Source organism: Streptomyces sp. NPDC002754 (genome assembly GCF_053592315.1).
Genome location: NZ_JBSFVM010000001.1, coordinates 172,848 through 188,996 on the forward strand (window position 1 = coordinate 172,848; position 16,149 = coordinate 188,996).

At 71.0% G+C, this 16,149-nt stretch carries 15 protein-coding genes; 8 read left to right on the top strand and 7 right to left on the bottom strand.

Going from position 1 to position 16,149, the window contains the following annotated elements; translation table 11 throughout:
- Window positions 1-122: 122 nt before the first annotated feature.
- Window positions 123-2,045 (top strand): alkyl/aryl-sulfatase, encoded by a 1,923-nt coding sequence (locus ACWD2L_RS00965; protein ID WP_351330379.1) that lies wholly within the window; start codon window positions 123-125, stop codon window positions 2,043-2,045.
- 170 nt (window positions 2,046-2,215) lie between these two features.
- Here the strand turns inward: ACWD2L_RS00965 and ACWD2L_RS00970 are convergent, their stop codons facing one another.
- Complete coding sequence (locus tag ACWD2L_RS00970; RefSeq protein WP_351330378.1) at window positions 2,216-3,277, bottom strand: PucR family transcriptional regulator; 1,062 nt, start codon at window positions 3,275-3,277, stop codon at window positions 2,216-2,218.
- A gap of 177 nt (window positions 3,278-3,454) precedes the next feature.
- Between ACWD2L_RS00970 and ACWD2L_RS00975 the strand changes: the two genes are divergently transcribed.
- The 3 genes from ACWD2L_RS00975 (at window position 3,455) to ACWD2L_RS00985 (ending at window position 6,339) form a co-directional block, all read left to right on the top strand.
- Window positions 3,455-3,970 carry a hypothetical protein gene (locus tag ACWD2L_RS00975; RefSeq protein ID WP_351330376.1) on the top strand — a complete coding sequence of 172 codons (516 nt, stop codon included), beginning with the start codon at window positions 3,455-3,457 and terminating at the stop codon, window positions 3,968-3,970.
- 101 nt (window positions 3,971-4,071) lie between these two features.
- On the top strand, window positions 4,072-5,523 hold the full coding sequence (locus ACWD2L_RS00980; RefSeq protein ID WP_351330374.1) for a flotillin family protein: 1,452 nt from the start codon (window positions 4,072-4,074) through the stop codon (window positions 5,521-5,523).
- A 204-nt stretch (window positions 5,524-5,727) separates the two neighbouring features.
- A complete protein-coding gene (locus ACWD2L_RS00985) occupies window positions 5,728-6,339 on the top strand; it encodes a TetR/AcrR family transcriptional regulator (RefSeq protein WP_351330372.1) in 612 nt (203 codons plus the stop codon).
- A gap of 34 nt (window positions 6,340-6,373) precedes the next feature.
- Here ACWD2L_RS00985 and ACWD2L_RS00990 read toward each other — a convergent pair whose 3' ends face one another.
- A complete protein-coding gene (locus ACWD2L_RS00990) occupies window positions 6,374-6,946 on the bottom strand; it encodes a TetR/AcrR family transcriptional regulator (protein ID WP_351330370.1) in 573 nt (190 codons plus the stop codon).
- Window positions 6,947-7,022: 76 nt separating this feature from the next.
- Between ACWD2L_RS00990 and ACWD2L_RS00995 the strand changes: the two genes are divergently transcribed.
- On the top strand, window positions 7,023-8,195 hold the full coding sequence (locus tag ACWD2L_RS00995; protein WP_351330368.1) for an FAD-dependent monooxygenase: 1,173 nt from the start codon (window positions 7,023-7,025) through the stop codon (window positions 8,193-8,195).
- 24 nt (window positions 8,196-8,219) lie between these two features.
- Here the strand turns inward: ACWD2L_RS00995 and ACWD2L_RS01000 are convergent, their stop codons facing one another.
- From ACWD2L_RS01000 to ACWD2L_RS01015, 4 genes are all read right to left on the bottom strand, one after another.
- Window positions 8,220-9,020, bottom strand: a complete 801-nt coding sequence (locus tag ACWD2L_RS01000; protein WP_451187042.1) for a GntR family transcriptional regulator — start codon at window positions 9,018-9,020, stop codon at window positions 8,220-8,222.
- A 53-nt stretch (window positions 9,021-9,073) separates the two neighbouring features.
- A complete protein-coding gene (locus ACWD2L_RS01005; protein ID WP_351330365.1) occupies window positions 9,074-9,913 on the bottom strand; it encodes a sulfite exporter TauE/SafE family protein in 840 nt (279 codons plus the stop codon).
- Window positions 9,910-11,349 carry an MBL fold metallo-hydrolase gene (locus tag ACWD2L_RS01010; protein WP_351330363.1) on the bottom strand — a complete coding sequence of 480 codons (1,440 nt, stop codon included), beginning with the start codon at window positions 11,347-11,349 and terminating at the stop codon, window positions 9,910-9,912. The genes ACWD2L_RS01005 and ACWD2L_RS01010 overlap by 4 nt, the downstream gene beginning before the upstream one ends.
- Before the next feature lie 70 nt (window positions 11,350-11,419).
- Window positions 11,420-12,622 carry an NAD(P)/FAD-dependent oxidoreductase gene (locus ACWD2L_RS01015; protein WP_351330361.1) on the bottom strand — a complete coding sequence of 401 codons (1,203 nt, stop codon included), beginning with the start codon at window positions 12,620-12,622 and terminating at the stop codon, window positions 11,420-11,422.
- Window positions 12,623-12,873: 251 nt separating this feature from the next.
- On the opposite strand from ACWD2L_RS01015, the gene ACWD2L_RS01020 reads away from it, so the two are divergent.
- Both ACWD2L_RS01020 and ACWD2L_RS01025 read left to right on the top strand, forming a co-directional pair.
- Window positions 12,874-13,260 carry a VOC family protein gene (locus ACWD2L_RS01020; protein ID WP_351330359.1) on the top strand — a complete coding sequence of 129 codons (387 nt, stop codon included), beginning with the start codon at window positions 12,874-12,876 and terminating at the stop codon, window positions 13,258-13,260.
- Window positions 13,261-13,398: 138 nt separating this feature from the next.
- Window positions 13,399-14,778 carry a C1 family peptidase gene (locus ACWD2L_RS01025; protein ID WP_351330357.1) on the top strand — a complete coding sequence of 460 codons (1,380 nt, stop codon included), beginning with the start codon at window positions 13,399-13,401 and terminating at the stop codon, window positions 14,776-14,778.
- Between the two features lie 25 nt (window positions 14,779-14,803).
- Here the strand turns inward: ACWD2L_RS01025 and ACWD2L_RS01030 are convergent, their stop codons facing one another.
- Window positions 14,804-15,490: a hypothetical protein gene (locus ACWD2L_RS01030; RefSeq protein ID WP_351330356.1), complete on the bottom strand. Its 687-nt coding sequence runs from the start codon at window positions 15,488-15,490 to the stop codon at window positions 14,804-14,806.
- Window positions 15,491-15,588: 98 nt separating this feature from the next.
- On the opposite strand from ACWD2L_RS01030, the gene ACWD2L_RS01035 reads away from it, so the two are divergent.
- A complete protein-coding gene (locus tag ACWD2L_RS01035; protein WP_351330355.1) occupies window positions 15,589-16,128 on the top strand; it encodes a flavin reductase in 540 nt (179 codons plus the stop codon).
- Window positions 16,129-16,149: the final 21 nt, after the last annotated feature.

Genomic DNA, 16,149 nt, shown 5'->3' on the forward strand with positions numbered 1-16,149 from the left:
AACGGCCGACCTGCCTCGCGGTGCTGAGCGCCCACGGGGAGCGTGGCTGTCAGTCGAACTGGCCCACTGTGTCCGGCGCCCAGAACAGGCAGGCCCGGCCGCCGCGGGCAGGAGGAGCCGTCATGGCCTACACGCCCAAGGGTGCGACGCCCGCCACCGCCGAAGTCAACCGCGCGGCCGTCGCCCGGTATGCCATGGACGACCGGCAGGACTTTGCCGACAACGACCGCGGGTTCATCGCCCCGTTCCCCGACAAGCTGTACGCCACCGATGGCCGCGTCATCTTCGACGCGAGCCGGTTCGACTACATCGCCGACGACGCCCCGGCACCGGACACCGTGAACCCGAGCCTGTGGCGCCAGTCGCAACTCATGCGCAAGGGCGGCCTGTTCAAGGTCGTCGACGGCATCTACCAGGTGCGCAACAACGACATCGCGAACCTCACCGTCGTCGAGGGTGACACCGGACTGGTGGTCGTCGACTGCATGGCCTCGGTCGAGGCGGCCACGCAGGGCATGGCCATGATCCGCGAGCACGTCAGCGACAAGCCGGTGGCCGCGGTCGTCTACACGCACACCCACATCGACCACTACGGCGGCGTCAAGGGCGTGGTCAGCGCCGAGGACGTCGCGTCGGGCAAGGTCCCGATCGTCGCTCCAGGCACCATCGCCTCCTTCGACAAGCACGCCATCGGCGAGAACGTGATCGCCGGCAACGCCATGTCCCGCCGCGCGTCCTACGCCTTCGACAGCCTGCTCGACTACTCCGCGACCGGCTGCGTGACCTGCGGCATCGGCATCACGACCGTCCCAGGTGTGACCGTCTCCTACATCTCGCCGACCGACGCCATCACGGAGACCGGCGCCAGACGTGACCTGGGCGGCCTCGAATTCGAGTTCCTCTACGCCCCGGACACCGAGGCGCCCGAGGAAATGCACATCTGGATCCCGCAGTTGGCCGCCCTCACCTGCGCCGAGAACGCCAACCACTCCCTCCACAACGTCCAGACCCTGCGCGGCGCCCGCACCCGCGACGCCCGCAACTTCGCCCGCTACCTCGACGAGACGCTGGAGCGATGGGGCGACGAGGCACAGGTGCACTACGGCCCGCACACCTGGCCGGTGTGGGAGAACGAGGCTGTCACCTCGTTCCTGGCGTCACAGCGTGACACCTATAAGTACATCCACGACCAGGCGCTGCGCCTCGCGAACAAGGGATACACGCCTCTGGAGGCGGCCGAAGTCATCGAACTGCCAGCGGAGTTGGGTCGCAAATGGTTCAACCGCGGCTACCACGGCACGCTTCACCACGACGTCCGCGCGGTGTTCACCAAGGAACTCGGCATGTGGGACGGCGACCCCGTGTCCCTGCACCCGCACCCGCCGACCGAGTCGGCCCGCCGCTTCGTCGACCTGATCGGCGCGGACCAGGTCCTGGCCGAGGGGCGGCGGGCCTTCGACGCGGGCGACTACCGCTGGGCCGCGCAGATCCTGCACGCCCTCGTCTTCGCGCAGCCGGACAACCAGCCGGCCCGCGACCTCCAAGCCGACGCCTACGAGCAGATGGGCTACCAGGCCGAGGGGCCGCAGTGGCGCGGCATCTTCCTCACCGCGGCCAAGGAACTGCGCGAGGGAGTCCAGCCTGCCACGTTCGCCACCGCGAGCCCGGACACGATCCTCGCGATGCCCATCGACATCCTCTTCGACTACGTCGCCGTCCACGTGGTCGGCGACAAGGCAGCACAGACCGACCTGCGCATCGACTTCTGCTTCACCGACACCGACACCGACGCCGATAACGGCGAGACGTGGACGATGTGGGTCGCGCGCGGCGTCCTCAACGCTCGTCGCGGTGCCTCGCCGGACACACGACTCACCGTCACGGGCCCCAAGGCGGCACTGGTGGGTGTGCTGCTGAACCCGGCGGGCGCGGCCCCGCTCGCCGAGGCCGGAAAGATCAAACTCGACGGCGACGACACCGTCCTTCCGGCGCTGGCCGAGCTCATCGACACGTTCGACCCCAACTTCGACATCGTGACGCCCTGAACGGGCAGCAGTCTGCCGATGGCCTGGGATGCGCCCGCCGCGCACGATGGCCCACAGCATGGGCCTGACCTGCGGCCACGCCAACCTGGGGCACGTTGGTCAGCATCACCCGTTGGGGTCCGAACCCGCGTGGCAGCCGCCGCGGCCCCGCACGGTGGAGGTCCTTCGTGTCAGACGGTGTCCGTCGGCCAGTCCATGAGGCGGGCGCCGATCACCGCGGTCTGGAGCGTGTAGCGGTCGGCCGGGACCGCCGGGTCGATGCCCGTGAGCTGGTGGATGCGGGCGAGGCGATACGTGAACGCCCGTACGCTGAGCGAGAGTTGGCGGGCCGCTTCGGCCGACACGCAGCCGGAGTCGAAGTACGCCATGAGCGTGTCGATCAGCGGCTGGGCGCCGCCGCGTGCCTGGTGCAGCGGGCCCAGCGTGTTGTGGACCAGGTCGGTCATGGCCTGCCGGTCGCGCGTGAGGACGGGGTAGACGAGGAGGTCGGCCGAGTGCAGCACCGGGGTGTCAAGGCCCAGACGGGTGGCCAGGTCGAGCGCGCCCAGCGCCTCCTCGTAGGACTGGACGACGCCGCCGGGCCCTGACTGCGGGCGGCCGATGGCGACCTGGCCGCCCTCGGCAGCGGCGTACGCCTGCTTGGCGAAGTAGGTGAGGACCTCGCTCTGGTCACCGGGGGCGATGCAGACGAGCCGCCCTTCCTTCGTGGTCAGCAGGATGTTCCGGTTGCCGAAGCGTGCGATGACCGCGCTTTCGATCTCGCGCGCGACGGTGTCGCCCTCCTCGTACGCGGCGTCGCCGCGGGCCACCGCAATGGCGTGCTCGCCGGACAGGCGCAGCCCGAAACGCTCGGCGCGCTCGCCCAGTTTGCCCAGGTCGCTGCGGCCGTAGAGCAGGTCGTCGATGAACTCGCGGCGTGCCGCTTCCTCCCGGCGCATCGTCTGGCGCTGCGCGCGCTCGTACCCTTCGGCGAACGCGTCGATGGCCTGCGCGCTGGCCGCGACGACGGCGTCGACCGTCACCCTGGCGCCGATGTTGCCGGTGTGCGTCCGCGCGAGATGGGCGGCGACCAGGGCACGCAGCCCGAGCCCCGCCTGCGCGGCGCGCTCGCCCAGCGCGCGGCGCGCGTCGAGTTCGTCCCGGGTCAGCCGGCGTCCCGTGGCGGCGGCGTCCGCCACCGCCTGCACGTACCCGTCCAGATACCCGTCGGGTACGTCCTGCTGCGACGTCATGCCCACCCCCCATCGCCGTGCCTTCTACTCCCCGGACTTTTTAACGTATGCGCAAGTAGGCATCAAAATCGCGTAAAGATTGCCGGGATCCGGAAGGTACTTCAGGTGGTTGCCCATGACAACGTTCAGGGCAGCACACAGTGCACGCGGAAACAGGAGAGCCAGGGGGTCAGTGACATGACGTGGTTTCTCGGGCTCGGCATCGCGGGAGTGGTGCTGCTCGTCCTGTCCCTGGTGCTCGACGGGGTGCTGGAGGGGCTCTTCGACGGGATCGGGGCCCTGGACGGGCTCTTCGACGGACTGCTGTCGCTGCCCGTGATCGCCGGCTTCGTGTCGATGCTCGGGTTCGGCGGCGCGATCGTGCTCGGCACCACCGACCTCGGTGCTGGGCCCGCAACCGCAGTCGGCGCCGTCGCGGGGGGCGGCGCCGGCTGGCTGACGTGGAAGGTGACCCGCGCGCTGATGCGCGACCAGACCGCGGTGACACCCCGCGGCGCCGACCTCGTCGGCAGCGCGGGCACCGTCGTCACCGCCATCCCTGTCGACGGATACGGCGAGGTGCTGCTGCACCTCGCGGGCCAGCCGACGAAGTTCTCGGCGAAGAGCGCGGTCGCGGTAGGCCGCGGCGCCGAGGTGTGGGTGGCGGACCTCCTGTCGCCGACCTCGGTCGAGGTCCGCACCGTCGACCGCTGACCACCGTCCGCGGGCACCGCCACGAACCATATGAACCGCACGCACCATCACCAACCGACTGCCGTTCGCCGGGAGGCGAGGGGGCAGAGGGGGAAGCCATCATGAGCCCTGTCACCATCGCCGTGGCCGGAGTCGTCGTACTCCTGGTCCTGCTGGCGCTCGTCGTCATCACCCGCTACAAGGTCGCGGGGCCCAGTCAGGCGTTCATCGTCACCGGGCGGCGCGGCAAGAAGTCCACCGACCCGGAGACCGGCCACGTCATCACCGACAACAGCGGCCAGAAGGTCGTGGTCGGCGGCGGCGTCTTCGTCGTCCCGTTCGTACAGCAGAAGTTCACCCTTGACCTGTCCTCGCGGCACATCCCCGTCGCGGTGCGCGGCGCGGTCACTCTGCGCGGGGTCAAGGCGCACCTCGAAGGCGTCGCGATCGTCAAGGTCGGCGGCACCGAGGACTCGATCCGGGCGGCCGCCCAGCGCTTCCTGATGCAGCAGGACGGCATCGTCGGCTTCACCCAGGAAGTGCTGTCCGGTGCGCTGCGCTCCATCGTCGGACGCATGTCGGTGGAGGACGTCATCCGCGACCGGGCCGCGTTCGCCGGGCAGGTCGCCGAGGAGGCGGAGGCGTCGCTGTCCGGACAGGGCCTGGTCCTGGACGCGTTCCAGATCCAGGACATCACCACTGAGGGTTCGTACCTGGAGGACCTGGGCCGGCCCGAGGCCGCCCGCGCCAGGCAGGAGGCGGACATCGCCGAGGCCGTCGCACGCCGCGCCGCCGAGCAGGCGCGGCTGAAGGCCGAGGAGGAGATCGCGATCGCGCAGCGCACGTTCGCGCTGAAGCAGGCCGAGATCAAGGCGGAGACCGACCAGGCCTCCGCGCAGGCGAACGCGGCGGGCCCGCTCGCCGACGCCGCCCGGCAGCAGGAGGTGCTGACCGAGCAGGAGAAGGTCGCCCAGCGCCAGGCCGCCCTGACCGACCGCGAGCTGGACACCAAGGTCCGCAAGCCCGCCGACGCCGCCCGCTACCAGGCGGAGCAGGAGGCCGAGGCCCGCCGGATCGGCCTGGTGAAGCAGGCCGAGGCGGACGCCGAGCGGTCCCGCCTGACCGGTGAGGGCGAGAAGGCGCACCGTGCCGCGCTCGCGGACGCGGTCCGTCTCGAGGGTGAGTCCGAGGCGGCGGCGATCGGTGCGAAGGGCGCCGCCGAGGCCGAGGCCATGCAGAAGAAGGCCGACGCGTTCGCGCAGTACGGCGAAGCGGCCGTGCTGCAGATGCTGGTCGAGGTGCTGCCGCAGGTCGTCGCCAAGGCGTCCGAACCGCTGAGCGCCGTCGACAAGATGACGGTGATCTCCACGGACGGCGCGAGCCAGCTGTCCCGTACGGTCACCGACAACGTCGCCCAGGGCGTGGAACTTCTGAACTCCACGACCGGCGTCGACCTCGCCGCGCTGCTGAAGAACCTCACTGGCGGCAAGGGTGCGGCGGTGCCTGCCCCGAAGCCCGCCGAAGCGGCTGCCGGCGCCGAATCGGCGAACGGCCACATCGAGATCACCGACTGACCGTCTGACTGGTCGTCAACGGCTTAACGTTCGTTCGGCACGGGGCTCCCCGCCCCTCGTGGGAGAAGCGGGGAGTCCCTGCCGTACGAGTTCCGCTGCGGGCTCGGCGATGGGGACACGCGGCGCTACGATGACGGCGCCGTCGCCGGCTGTACGGATGTTCAGTGGCGGGGCGGACTGAGCGGCCCAGCAGATCGGAGCATCGTGTCCACTCGCCCCGCAGGTCACAAGGCGATCATCGAGGCCGCCCGCGAAGAGTTCTCCGAGCAGGGCTACGGGGCCACCTCGATCCGCGACATCGCGGGGCGCGCCGGGGTCAGCCTCTCCGCGCTGTACTACTACTACAAAGGCAAGCAGGACCTGCTCGTCGCCATCCTCGAAGAGGGCCTCGACGCCTACTTCGGCGCCTGCGGGACCGCGCTCGAAGAGGCCGGCGACGATCCCGCGGAGCAGCTGGAGGCCCTCGTCACCGCGACGGTCCAGTTCCGTATCGAGCACCCGGTCAAGAGCAGCATCGTGCTGACCGAGGGCCGCAGCCTGGAACCCGAGCACCTGGCCCGCTACCGCAAGAACGAGGAGCGCGGCACCCAGCAGTTCCGTGAGGTCATCGAACGGGGCGTCGCCGACGGCGTGTTCCTGACCCCCCACCCGGACGACGCCCGCCGCGCGGTGATCGCCATGTGCAACGCCATCGCCCAGTGGTACCGCACCGACGGCGAGGTCACCCCGGGCGAACTCGTCGACCGGTACGTGTCGTTGGCGCTGACGGTGGTGGAGTACCGGCCGCGCTCCGTCCGGCGCGCGGGCCGCAAGTGAGGACGGTCGGCGCACCCGACGGTGGGTCGAGTACCTACCGCAGGGCCGCTGTCACCAGGCCCTCCAGGGCCTCGCGCGGTACGTCGCCCCCGCTCACGAGAGCGTCGAGGATCAGGCCGTCGACGCAGGACAGCAGCGTGTGCGTGCGGGTCTCGGCGTCCGCGACACCGCGCTCGGCGAGGAACGCGCGAACCGCCTCGCGGCCGGCGTTCTCGCGGGCGACGAGGATCTCCCGCAGTTCCGGGTCGCGCACGCTCTCGACCGTGCAGGCGTAGCGGGCCAGCGAGCGGCGGCGGCCCTTGCCTGCGAGACGCCGACGGGCCAGCAGCGCCAAGCCGTTCACGATGTCGTTCGCGGTGCGCAGTGGGACGAGGTCCTCGGCCGTCGACTGCAGCTCCGCCTGGTCGAGTTGGGCGAGGCGCGTGACGAGTGCGGTGAGCAGAGCGGCCCGGGTACGGAAGTACGCCGATGTGGTGCCTGTCGGCAGGGCGGCTCGGCGGTCCACCGCGCGATGGGTGAGGCCGCGGATCCCGTCGTCGGCGAGTACGTCGAGCGCCGCGTCCGCGAGGAGGGTGCGCCGGTCGATTGCCCTGCCCGTTGTCGCCATGGCTCATTTCTACACCTGTAGAGGTTCGGGTAAGGTCCGCCTTCTACAGGTGTAGAAGGCGGGTGGAGGGGTCGGTATGGGCGGACGTGCGGACGTCGTCGGAGGCGGAATCGGTGGGCTCGCCGCGGCGATCGGACTGCGCCGCGTCGGCTGGAAGGCGACCGTCGTCGAGCGCGCGGCCGTGCTCGACGATGTGGGCGCGGGCATCTCGCTGGCCGCCAACGGGCTCCGGGCGCTGGACGAACTCGGTGTGGGGGAGGCGGTGCGGCAGGCGTCGCGCGGGCAGTACACCGGAGGCACCCGCACACCGGGCGGCCACTGGCTCGCCCGGATGGACGGTGCGGCGCTGGAGAACGCGGTCGGCACACCCATCATGGGGATCCCGCGTGCCACCTTGCACCGGCTTCTGCGCGAAACCCTGCCCGCCGAAGTGCTGCGCATTGGCCGGGAGGCCGGACCGGTCGGGCAGTGTGGTCCCGGGGCGGTGCAGGTCGAGTGCGGCGACACGACTCTGGACGCCGATCTGGTCGTGGCGGCCGACGGGATCGGCAGCAGGCTCCGCGGCCAGCTCTTCCCCTCCCACCCCGGACCCGTCCACAGCGGCTCGGCCGTCCTGCGCGCCATCACCGACCAACCGATGGGTCTGCGCACCGACTTCGAGCTGACCTGGGGCCACGGCGTCGAGTTCGGGCACATCGCCTTCCCCGACGGCCGCGCCGAATGGCACGCGGTCCTCGACCTCCCCGCAGGGACGCGGTTCGACGACCCACTGGGCGAGTTGCGCCGCCGGTTCCGTACCTGGCACGAGCCGATCCCCGCGCTTCTCGACGCGACGAACCCCGACGCGGTGCTGCACCACGACGTCAACGAGCTGCGTACGCCGCTCCCTTCGTACGCCGTCGGCCGGATCGCGCTGCTCGGGGACGCGGCGCACGCCATGACACCGAACCTGGGGCAGGGGGCGTGCCAGGCGCTGGAGGACGCGGTCACCCTGGCCGCCGCCCTCGGCTCCGAGCCCACCGTGGAGGCCGCCCTCACCCGGTACGACGCCGAACGACGGCCTCGCAGCCAGGCCGTCGCACGCGCCGCGCGTCAGGCCGGACGCATGGGCCAGCGGCTCAGCCATCCGCTGCGCGTCGCCCTGCGCAACACGGCGATGCGCCTGACGCCCTCCCGCGCCGCCGTCCGCATGATCCTCCGGCACCACGACTGGACCCCACCAAGCCTCCGCCACACGGAAGTTGACTGACACTCACCCCGGTGGCCGGGCTCGTCAGGGCGTAGGTACCGGCGCGCCCAAGCGGTACCCGTCGTCCGCGGAGAAGGCCGCGGCCACCGTGAAGCGGTCCGCGCGGACCAGGGTCTGGCGCCATTCGACCTGGCGGTGGGCCGCGTCGTGACCGAGCCGGTCGATCGCGAACAGCGCCGTGGAATCGGGGCAGCCGAGCAGCGTGCGCTCCGCGCGGGTGGGTACGACGGCGCGGATGCGCTCCCAGCCGCCGCTGATGTGCGTACGGCAGTGGCGTTCCAGCTCGTCGTAGAGCGAGGTGTGTGTGAAGTCGACGGCGAGGAGCGGGCGGGCGACGTCCGCGGGGAGCCAGACGCGGTCGACGGCGAGCGGTTCCCCGTCGGCGAGGCGCAAGCGTTCGAGGTGCACGAGTGGCGTGGACTCCTCCAGGCCGAGGCGGGCCGCGATCACGCCATCGGCGCGCTCGTCGAGGCGGCGGATCACGCTGCGCTGGACCGCCCCCACCTCCTCGACGGAGCGGAAGAGGCTGTACGCCTCGCCGACCTTCTGCTCCAGCGGCCGGCTCGCCGCGAACCGCGACACCCTGCCCCGCTGCGCCGTCACCAGCCCCTCCGTGCGCAGCGTGCGCAGCGCCTCGCGGACGGTGTGCCGACTGACCTGGTACTCGGCGACGAGGTCGTGCTCGCCGGGGAAGACGTCCCGGAACTCGCCGTCCTCGAGGCGCCGCAACAGATCGGCGCGGAGCTGGGACCACAGCGGCTTGCCCTTGGTCCGGGTGAGCGGACGAGGACCGGACTGCGAGCTGCTGGTGGGCACGGGATGCATGCTCGTCGATTTGAGGAGACGGTGCAAACCACCGGTCGAACTCCTGGCCGCGCTCACACGAACGCGTCCACCAGCATGAACGCCGCCGTCGCGAGCAGCAGGACCGCGAACGCGCGCTGCAACGCCGGTCCCGACAGCCTGGCCGCCAGCCGCCGCGCGTCCCACGCCCCGAGGATCGCGGCGCCGACGAAGGGGCCGAGCACGGCGGGGTCGATGGAGACACCCTCGGTCGTCATACGTGTGGTGAGGGACACCAGCGAGTTGAGGAGGGTGACGACGAGGCTGGTGCCGACGGCCGCCCGCATCGGCAGCCGCAGCACCGACACCAGTGTGGGCACGGCGAGGAACCCGCCGCCCACCCCAAGGAGACCGGTCACCGCACCGAGCCCGGCCCCGGCCCCGGCGGTCCGCACGGGCTCGGCCCGAGTGGTCGCCGATCGCTGTGCCTCTCGTACTTGTACGAGGCTGGGTGCGTGCCCGGCCGTCGCCGTCACCGGCGACCCGGTGTCCGGCGGCACCGCCTCACCACACGTGCGGGTGCCGCGCAGCATCACCGTGGCGGCCACCGCGGCCAGGATGGCGAACGCACCGGTCAGCAGGGACTGCGGCAGGCGGTGCGCGAGCATCGACGCCCCGATGGTGGGTACCGCGCCGACCGCCGCGAACAGGACGCCGGTCCGCCAGCGCACGGTGCCGGTGCCCATGTGCCGGGCGAGGGCGGTGGCCGAGGTGACGGCGACGATGAGCAGGCTGGTGGTGCCCGCGTCGGCGGGGTCCACGCCCAGGAGGTAGACGAGGGCCGGGACCGCGAGCACACCACCGCCGCCGCCGAGCCCGCCGAGCGCGAGGCCGACGACGGCGCCGCAGAGCACGGCGACGATCAGGACGTTCACGCGGGGACGCCGCCCCCACCGGCCGGGTGCTCGACCGGTCCGCGCCATCCGGCGAAGCCGCCGCGCAGGTCGTCGGCGTCGAAGCCGCGGGCCCGGAGCACGGAGGCGGCCACGGACGAGCGGTTGCCACTGGCGCACATCACGACGAGCGATTGATGCCGATGCGGCGCCAACTCGTCTATTCGCGCGACGAGTTCGGGCAGCGGGATGGTGCGGGCGCCGGGGACGGTGCCGGTGTCGTCGATCTCGCCGGAGGCGCGTACGTCCAGCACAGTGAAGGCCCTGGGGTTGTCGGCGAGGCGGGCGTCGAGGGCCTGTGCCTCCATGCGCGGCGTCGACGTCACGTGCTCGGCACTCAGGGCGTCGGCGGGCAGGGCGCCGACGACCCGGTCGTAGCCGATGCGGGCGAGCCGGTTGCGGGCCTCGCGCGCGGTGGCGGGGTCCCCGCACAGGACGAGGTCGGCCCCGGCCGGGAGCACCTCGCCGCATAGTTCTGCGAACCGGCCGCCGAGCGGGACGTTGACCGAGCCGGGAAGGTGCGCGGCGGCGTAGGCGTCCGGGTCGCGTGTGTCGAGGACGCTCGCGCCGTCGGCGACGGACTCCCGTACGGCGTCCGGGGTGAGCGTGGAGACGGGGGCGTCCTCGTCGAGCACCGGGCGGGCCTCGCGGTTGCGCTCGGACGTGAACGAGAAGTAGGCGGGCGCCGCGGCCTGGCCGGATGTCACGACCTCGACGAACGCGTCCTCGGGCATGTCGGCAAGGGCGTAGTTGGTGACGCGCTGGGTGCCGAGCGTGCAACTCAGCGCCGTCGACAGGTTCTTGCCGCAGGCAGATCCTGCCCCGTGCGCCGGGAAGACGCGGGTCGCGTCGGGGAGGGTGAGCAGGCGCTCGCGGGTGGAGCGGTAGAGGGCGCGGGCCATCTCCTCGGCGGACCGGCCGCGCGCGCTGAGCAGATCGGGGCGGCCGACGTCGCCGATGAACAGGGTGTCGCCGGTGAGGACGCCGTAGGGGACGGGGTCGGCCGCGTGCTCGCGTACGACGACGCAGACCGATTCCTGGGTGTGGCCCGGTGTGTGCAGGATCTCCAGGTCGACCTCCCCGAGGCGGAGGTGCCGGCCGTCGGCGAGGGGTTCGGTGTCGAAGTCGACGTCGGCTTCGGCGCCGTAGGAGATGGGGGCGCCGGTGCGCTCGGCCAGTTCCAGGTGGCCGGAGAGGAAGTCGGCGTGGACGTGGGTCTCGATGACGCGCTCGATGGTGAGGCCGTGGTGTGCGGCGGTGGTGAGGTACTCGTTGACATCACGCTGGGGGTCGACCACGACGGCGCGGCCGGTGGTGCGGTCGCCGATGAGGTACGAGGCGTGCGAGAGGCAGTCGAGGTAGAACTGCACGAATATCAGCGGTCCTGCGCCGTCGTGGGTGACGGGCTCCTGGGGCATGACGGACTCCTGGGTCACGAAGGTGCTCGGGGGAGGTGTGCGGGTTAGGCGTGTGGGTTAGGCGTGCGGGTCACGCGAGGCCGCGGAGCATGAGGTTCCAGTACAGGAACGGCAGACCGTGCCGCTTGAGGTACCACATGTCGGTGCGCTCGCGGACCGTGTCGATCAGCGGGATGGAGGGGGCGGGCCGCCCGCTGTAGTCGAACTCGGCGAGCAGCATCTTGTTGCGGGCCGTGGTCAGCGGGCACGAGGAGTAGCCGTTGTAGACGGCGAGCGGCTCCCGGCAGTGCATCGTGGCGAGCAGGTTCTCGACGACCACGGGCGCCTGTTTGCGAACGGCCGCGCCGGTCTTGGAGTTCGGCGAGGAGCCGGCGTCGCCGAGGGCCCAGATGTTGGGGTACCGGACGTGCCGCATCGTGTGCTGGTTGATCTCGACGTAGCCGGCCGGGTTCGCGGCGTCCGCGAGCGGGCTCCGCTTGATCCAGTCCGGGGCGCTCTGCGGCGGCACGAGATGGGCCATGTCGTACGGGAGGGTCGTCTTGTCGCCCGTGCCGAGGTCGCTGACGACGATCTCGCGGGCGTCGGGGCGGACCTCGGTGACCTCGCTGCCGTAGTGGACGTGGATGCCGTACCGGCGGGCCACGTCCTCCAGGACCCGCGCGAACTCCGGAACACCGAAGATGGTGTCCGTCGGGAGCACCAGGTGGATGTCCATCCGGTCGAGGACGCCCTCCCGGCGCCAGTGGTCGGCGGCGAGGTAGGCGATCTTCTGCGGGGCGCCGCCGCACTTGATGGCGCCGGGCGGCATGCCGAACACGGCGCTGCCCGATCGGGTCTCGCGGATGAAACGCCAGGTCGCGGGGGCGGTGTGCGGCAGGTAGTTGCTGGAGAGCCCGTTCTGGCCGAGTCCGGCGCCGAGGCCGGGCACGCCGTCCCAGTCCAGCTGGATGCCGGCGCAGACCACGAGGTGGTCGTAGTGCACGAAACCTCCGTCGTCCAGGCTCACCTCCTGGGCCTCGGGGTCGACGGCGACCGCGGCGCGCCGGATCCACCGGACGCCCTTCGGTAGCACGGACCGCTGCGGCCGGACGCTCTCCTTCAGCGGCGCCCGTCCGCCACCGACGAGCGTCCACAGCGGCTGGTAGTAGTGCCGCTCGCTCGGGTCGAGGACCGCGATGTCCCGCTCGCCGGCCCGCCGGAGCCGCGCCGCGACCGAGACACCGGCCGAGCCGCCGCCCACGATCACCGTCCGGTGGTGCTGCTTGGTCGCCAAGGAAATCCCTCCCGGTCATGCGCTGCGTAATGTACGTACATCTAGGCTAGGGCGTGCGCCCGCCGACGTACAAGTGACCGCGGGGGTTCCGGCGTAAGCTGTACGTACATTTAGGTGGTCCGTGCGACATGGCCGTCCATCGGGGCCGAGGTACTGGAGGACCGGTGACGCCGAACAGTCCTTGCCGACCGGTCGCTCCTCGGCTAGGCAGTGCATGACAGTGCAAGCGACCACGGACGGGGACCGTCATCATGCGAGTCAAAGCTCTCGATCACCTGGTGCTGAACGTCGCCGACGTCGACAAGTCGCTCGAGTTCTACGTCGGCCGGCTGGGGCTCGTGGCCGAGCGGGTGGAGGAGTGGCGGGACGGGAAGGTGTCGTTCCCGTCCGTACGGATCGACGGCAGTACGGTCATCGATCTGTTCGCCGCCGCGCGGACCGAGTCCAACGTCGATCACTTCTGTCTCGTCGTCGACCCGCTGGACTGGCAGGAGGTCGTCGACTCGGGGGAGTTCGACGTTCTTGAGGGGCCGGTGTCGCGCTGGGGAGCGCGGGGGCAGGCGCAGTCCGTGTACGTCAAGGATCCGGACGGGAACACCGTCGAACTCCGGTGGTATCCGCAGGACGTCGAGGGGTGAGTGTGGGATACACCGGCAGGGGCACCGGTCCGTTGACTGGCTAGAACGGCCGTGCGACTGTGAGAGCGCATTGCCCCTTTTAACCTGCCAAGGCCCCCGCGCGAGCACGGGCCGATTCGAGAATGGGAACCGGATACCGTGACGCTCGGCCATGCGCACACCTCTCAGTCCACCGACGCTCCAGCCGAGAGCGACCGCAGTCTCACTCCGGCACAACTCGAGGCCTACGAGAAGGACTTCGCCGCCCGCCCCGCGAACCGGCTGATGCAGAACGCCGTGACGCAGACGACGGTGGACGACATCGCCCTCGACCGGCGGATCGTCACCGCCATCGACCACTCGGTCTCGCACCACCTGGACGACTGGAAGGTCACCAACCAGAAGCGCAGCGGCCGCTGTTGGATGTTCGCCGGGCTCAACCTGCTGCGCGTCGGCGCCGCGGAGAAGCTCGGTGTGAAGGACTTCGAGTTCTCCCAGAACTACGTGCTGTGGTGGGACAAGTTCGAGCGCGCGAACCACTTCCTGGAGAGTGTCATCGACACCTCCGACCGCGACGTCGACGACCGTACGGTGGCACACCTGCTCGGTGACCCGATCAGTGACGGCGGGCAGTGGAACATGTTCGTGGCGCTGGTCGCCAAGCACGGCCTGGTGCCCAAGTCGGCGATGCCGGAGACCGAGAGCTCCTCGGCGACCGGGCCGATGAACCGGGCCCTGATGAGTCTGCTCCGGCAAGGTGCGCGCGATCTGCGCGCGGCGGCCGTTGAGGGTGTCGAGGCGCAGCGGGCCCGCAAGACGGAGGTGCTCGGCGCCGTCCACCGCGTGCTCAGCATCCATCTCGGCACGCCGCCGCAGACGTTCCTGTGGCAGTGGCGCGACAAGGACCAGGAGTTCCACCGCGACGGCTGGACGACACCCACCGAGTTCGCCGAGGCGTATGTGCAGATACCCCTCGACGAGTACGTGTGCCTCGTCCACGACCCGCGTGAGTCCAGCCCGGCCGGCCGCACCTTCACCGTCGAGCACCTGGGCAACATCGTCGAGGCCCCGCCCGTCGTCTACCTCAACGCGGACATCGACCTGCTCAAGCGGCTCACCATGGAGGCCGTCGTGGCCGGCGAGCCGGTCTGGTTCGGCTGCGACGTCGGCCAGCAGATGCGCGCCGACCTCGGCATCTGGGACGCCGCACTCTTCGACTACGAGGCCGTCTACGACGCGTCGTTCGCGCTCGACAAGGCGGACCGGCTCCTCCACCACGAGACGCAGATGACCCACGCGATGCTCTTCACCGGCGTCGACGTCGTGGACGGTGTGCCGCGCCGCTGGCGGGTCGAGAACAGCTGGGGCGAGGAGAAGGCCGACAAGGGCTTCTGGACCATGAACGACTCGTGGTTCGGCGAGCACGTCTTCGAGGTCGCCGTCCGCCGCTCCGCACTCCCGCCGGAGCTCTCCGCCGCCCTCGACGAGCCGCCGATCGTGCTGCCGACCTGGGATCCGATGGGCGCGCTCGCCGACTGACCGTCAACCGGTTGTCAACCGGCCCTCAGGGGAGCACCGGTGAGTCCGGGGGCATCACCACGGCGTCCAGGGCCTGATGCGCGAGGACCTGCTCCGCCGCCGTGGCGGAGCAGGCGATCCACGTCGCTGTGAGATCGGTGTCGCCGTGCACGAACCAGGAGCGGTCGGCGGGCCACCACAGGTCGGGTACGAGGGCGTTGGCCACCTCGGCGCCCTCCCCGACCTCACCGGCGACCACCATTGCCAGGGCGGTCACGGAGTCGACCGGGCCCTGGAACACGGCGTACCCGCGGTGGGGGAGTTCGAGGCGCGGCGCGTCCGCGATGTCGACGGCCGGCCGCACCCGCCACGATGAGATGCCCGTCCCGCTGGTGAGCACGGCCGTCACCGTGCCGTCGTCGAAGTATCCGCACCCCTCCCACACCCCGAAGCAGCAGTCGTCGGGTGTGGCCGTGCAACCTTTCAGGACCGACGCCAACGGCGCGGCCAGCGGACCCGGCAACGTACCCTCGCCCGGCCCGTCGTCGGTATCGGCATCGTCGTCCTCGTCGCATCCGGACGGATGCAGCACACGTACGTACCGCTCGTACCCGGCAGGCAGTAGCGAACCGATCATGCCGGCCGCGAAGTCCGGCAGGGCCTCGCGGACCCATGCGGCGGCCGTCAGGTCGTGGCAGAGCGTCAGCCCTGCGGGAAGCGAAGACATCGTCACCCGTGCAGTATGCGGCCACGAACATAGGGGAAATCCTTAAGCGCCGCGGAGGAAGTCTGGATATCGCGAGCCACCCGCCCCGCCCTACCGTGACAGCCATGACACCCGTGACACGCAGCGCAGCGGTGGGCCAACTCACCACGAACCAACGATCGTTCCGCGACGCGATGGCGAACCTCTCCGCAGGCGTCAACATCGTCACCACGGACGGACCGCGCGGTCGCGCCGGCATCACGGTGAGCGCGGCCTGCTCCGTCACCGACGAACCGCCCACCATGCTCGTCTGCATCAACCGGTCCAGCCGCAGCCACGACCTGTTCACGCAGAACGGGCGGGTCTGCGTCAACGTCCTCGGGCCCGACCACGCCGACGTCGCCAAGGCCTTCGCGGGTGGTGTGCCCGCCGAGGAACGCTTCGCGGCCTGCGGCGACGTATGGGACCACACACTCGCCGACGTACCGGTGCTCAAGGGCTCCGCCGCCTCGGTCGTCGGGCGAGTCACCGGCACCGCCGAGCAGGGTTCGCACACCGTGATGTTCATCGAGGCCGAGCGGGTGCTCGTCGGGGAGGACGGGGCGGGCGCGCTGGTCTACTTCCGTCGCCAGTTCCACTCGATCCCCGAGTCGCTGACCGCGTGACGGGCGCGCTCCGGCGCGCAG

Coding starts and splice junctions, on each gene's coding strand:
- ACWD2L_RS00965 (WP_351330379.1), top strand. CDS start 123: ATGGCCTACACGCCCAAGGGTGCGACGCCCGCCACCGCCGAAGTCAAC.
- ACWD2L_RS01020 (WP_351330359.1), top strand. CDS start 12,874: ATGCGAGTCAAAGCTCTCGATCACCTGGTGCTGAACGTCGCCGACGTC.
- ACWD2L_RS00980 (WP_351330374.1), top strand. CDS start 4,072: ATGAGCCCTGTCACCATCGCCGTGGCCGGAGTCGTCGTACTCCTGGTC.
- ACWD2L_RS00975 (WP_351330376.1), top strand. CDS start 3,455: ATGACGTGGTTTCTCGGGCTCGGCATCGCGGGAGTGGTGCTGCTCGTC.
- ACWD2L_RS00970 (WP_351330378.1), bottom strand. CDS start 3,277: ATGACGTCGCAGCAGGACGTACCCGACGGGTATCTGGACGGGTACGTG.
- ACWD2L_RS00995 (WP_351330368.1), top strand. CDS start 7,023: ATGGGCGGACGTGCGGACGTCGTCGGAGGCGGAATCGGTGGGCTCGCC.
- ACWD2L_RS01000 (WP_451187042.1), bottom strand. CDS start 9,020: ATGCATCCCGTGCCCACCAGCAGCTCGCAGTCCGGTCCTCGTCCGCTC.
- ACWD2L_RS01035 (WP_351330355.1), top strand. CDS start 15,589: ATGACACCCGTGACACGCAGCGCAGCGGTGGGCCAACTCACCACGAAC.
- ACWD2L_RS01010 (WP_351330363.1), bottom strand. CDS start 11,349: ATGCCCCAGGAGCCCGTCACCCACGACGGCGCAGGACCGCTGATATTC.
- ACWD2L_RS00990 (WP_351330370.1), bottom strand. CDS start 6,946: ATGGCGACAACGGGCAGGGCAATCGACCGGCGCACCCTCCTCGCGGAC.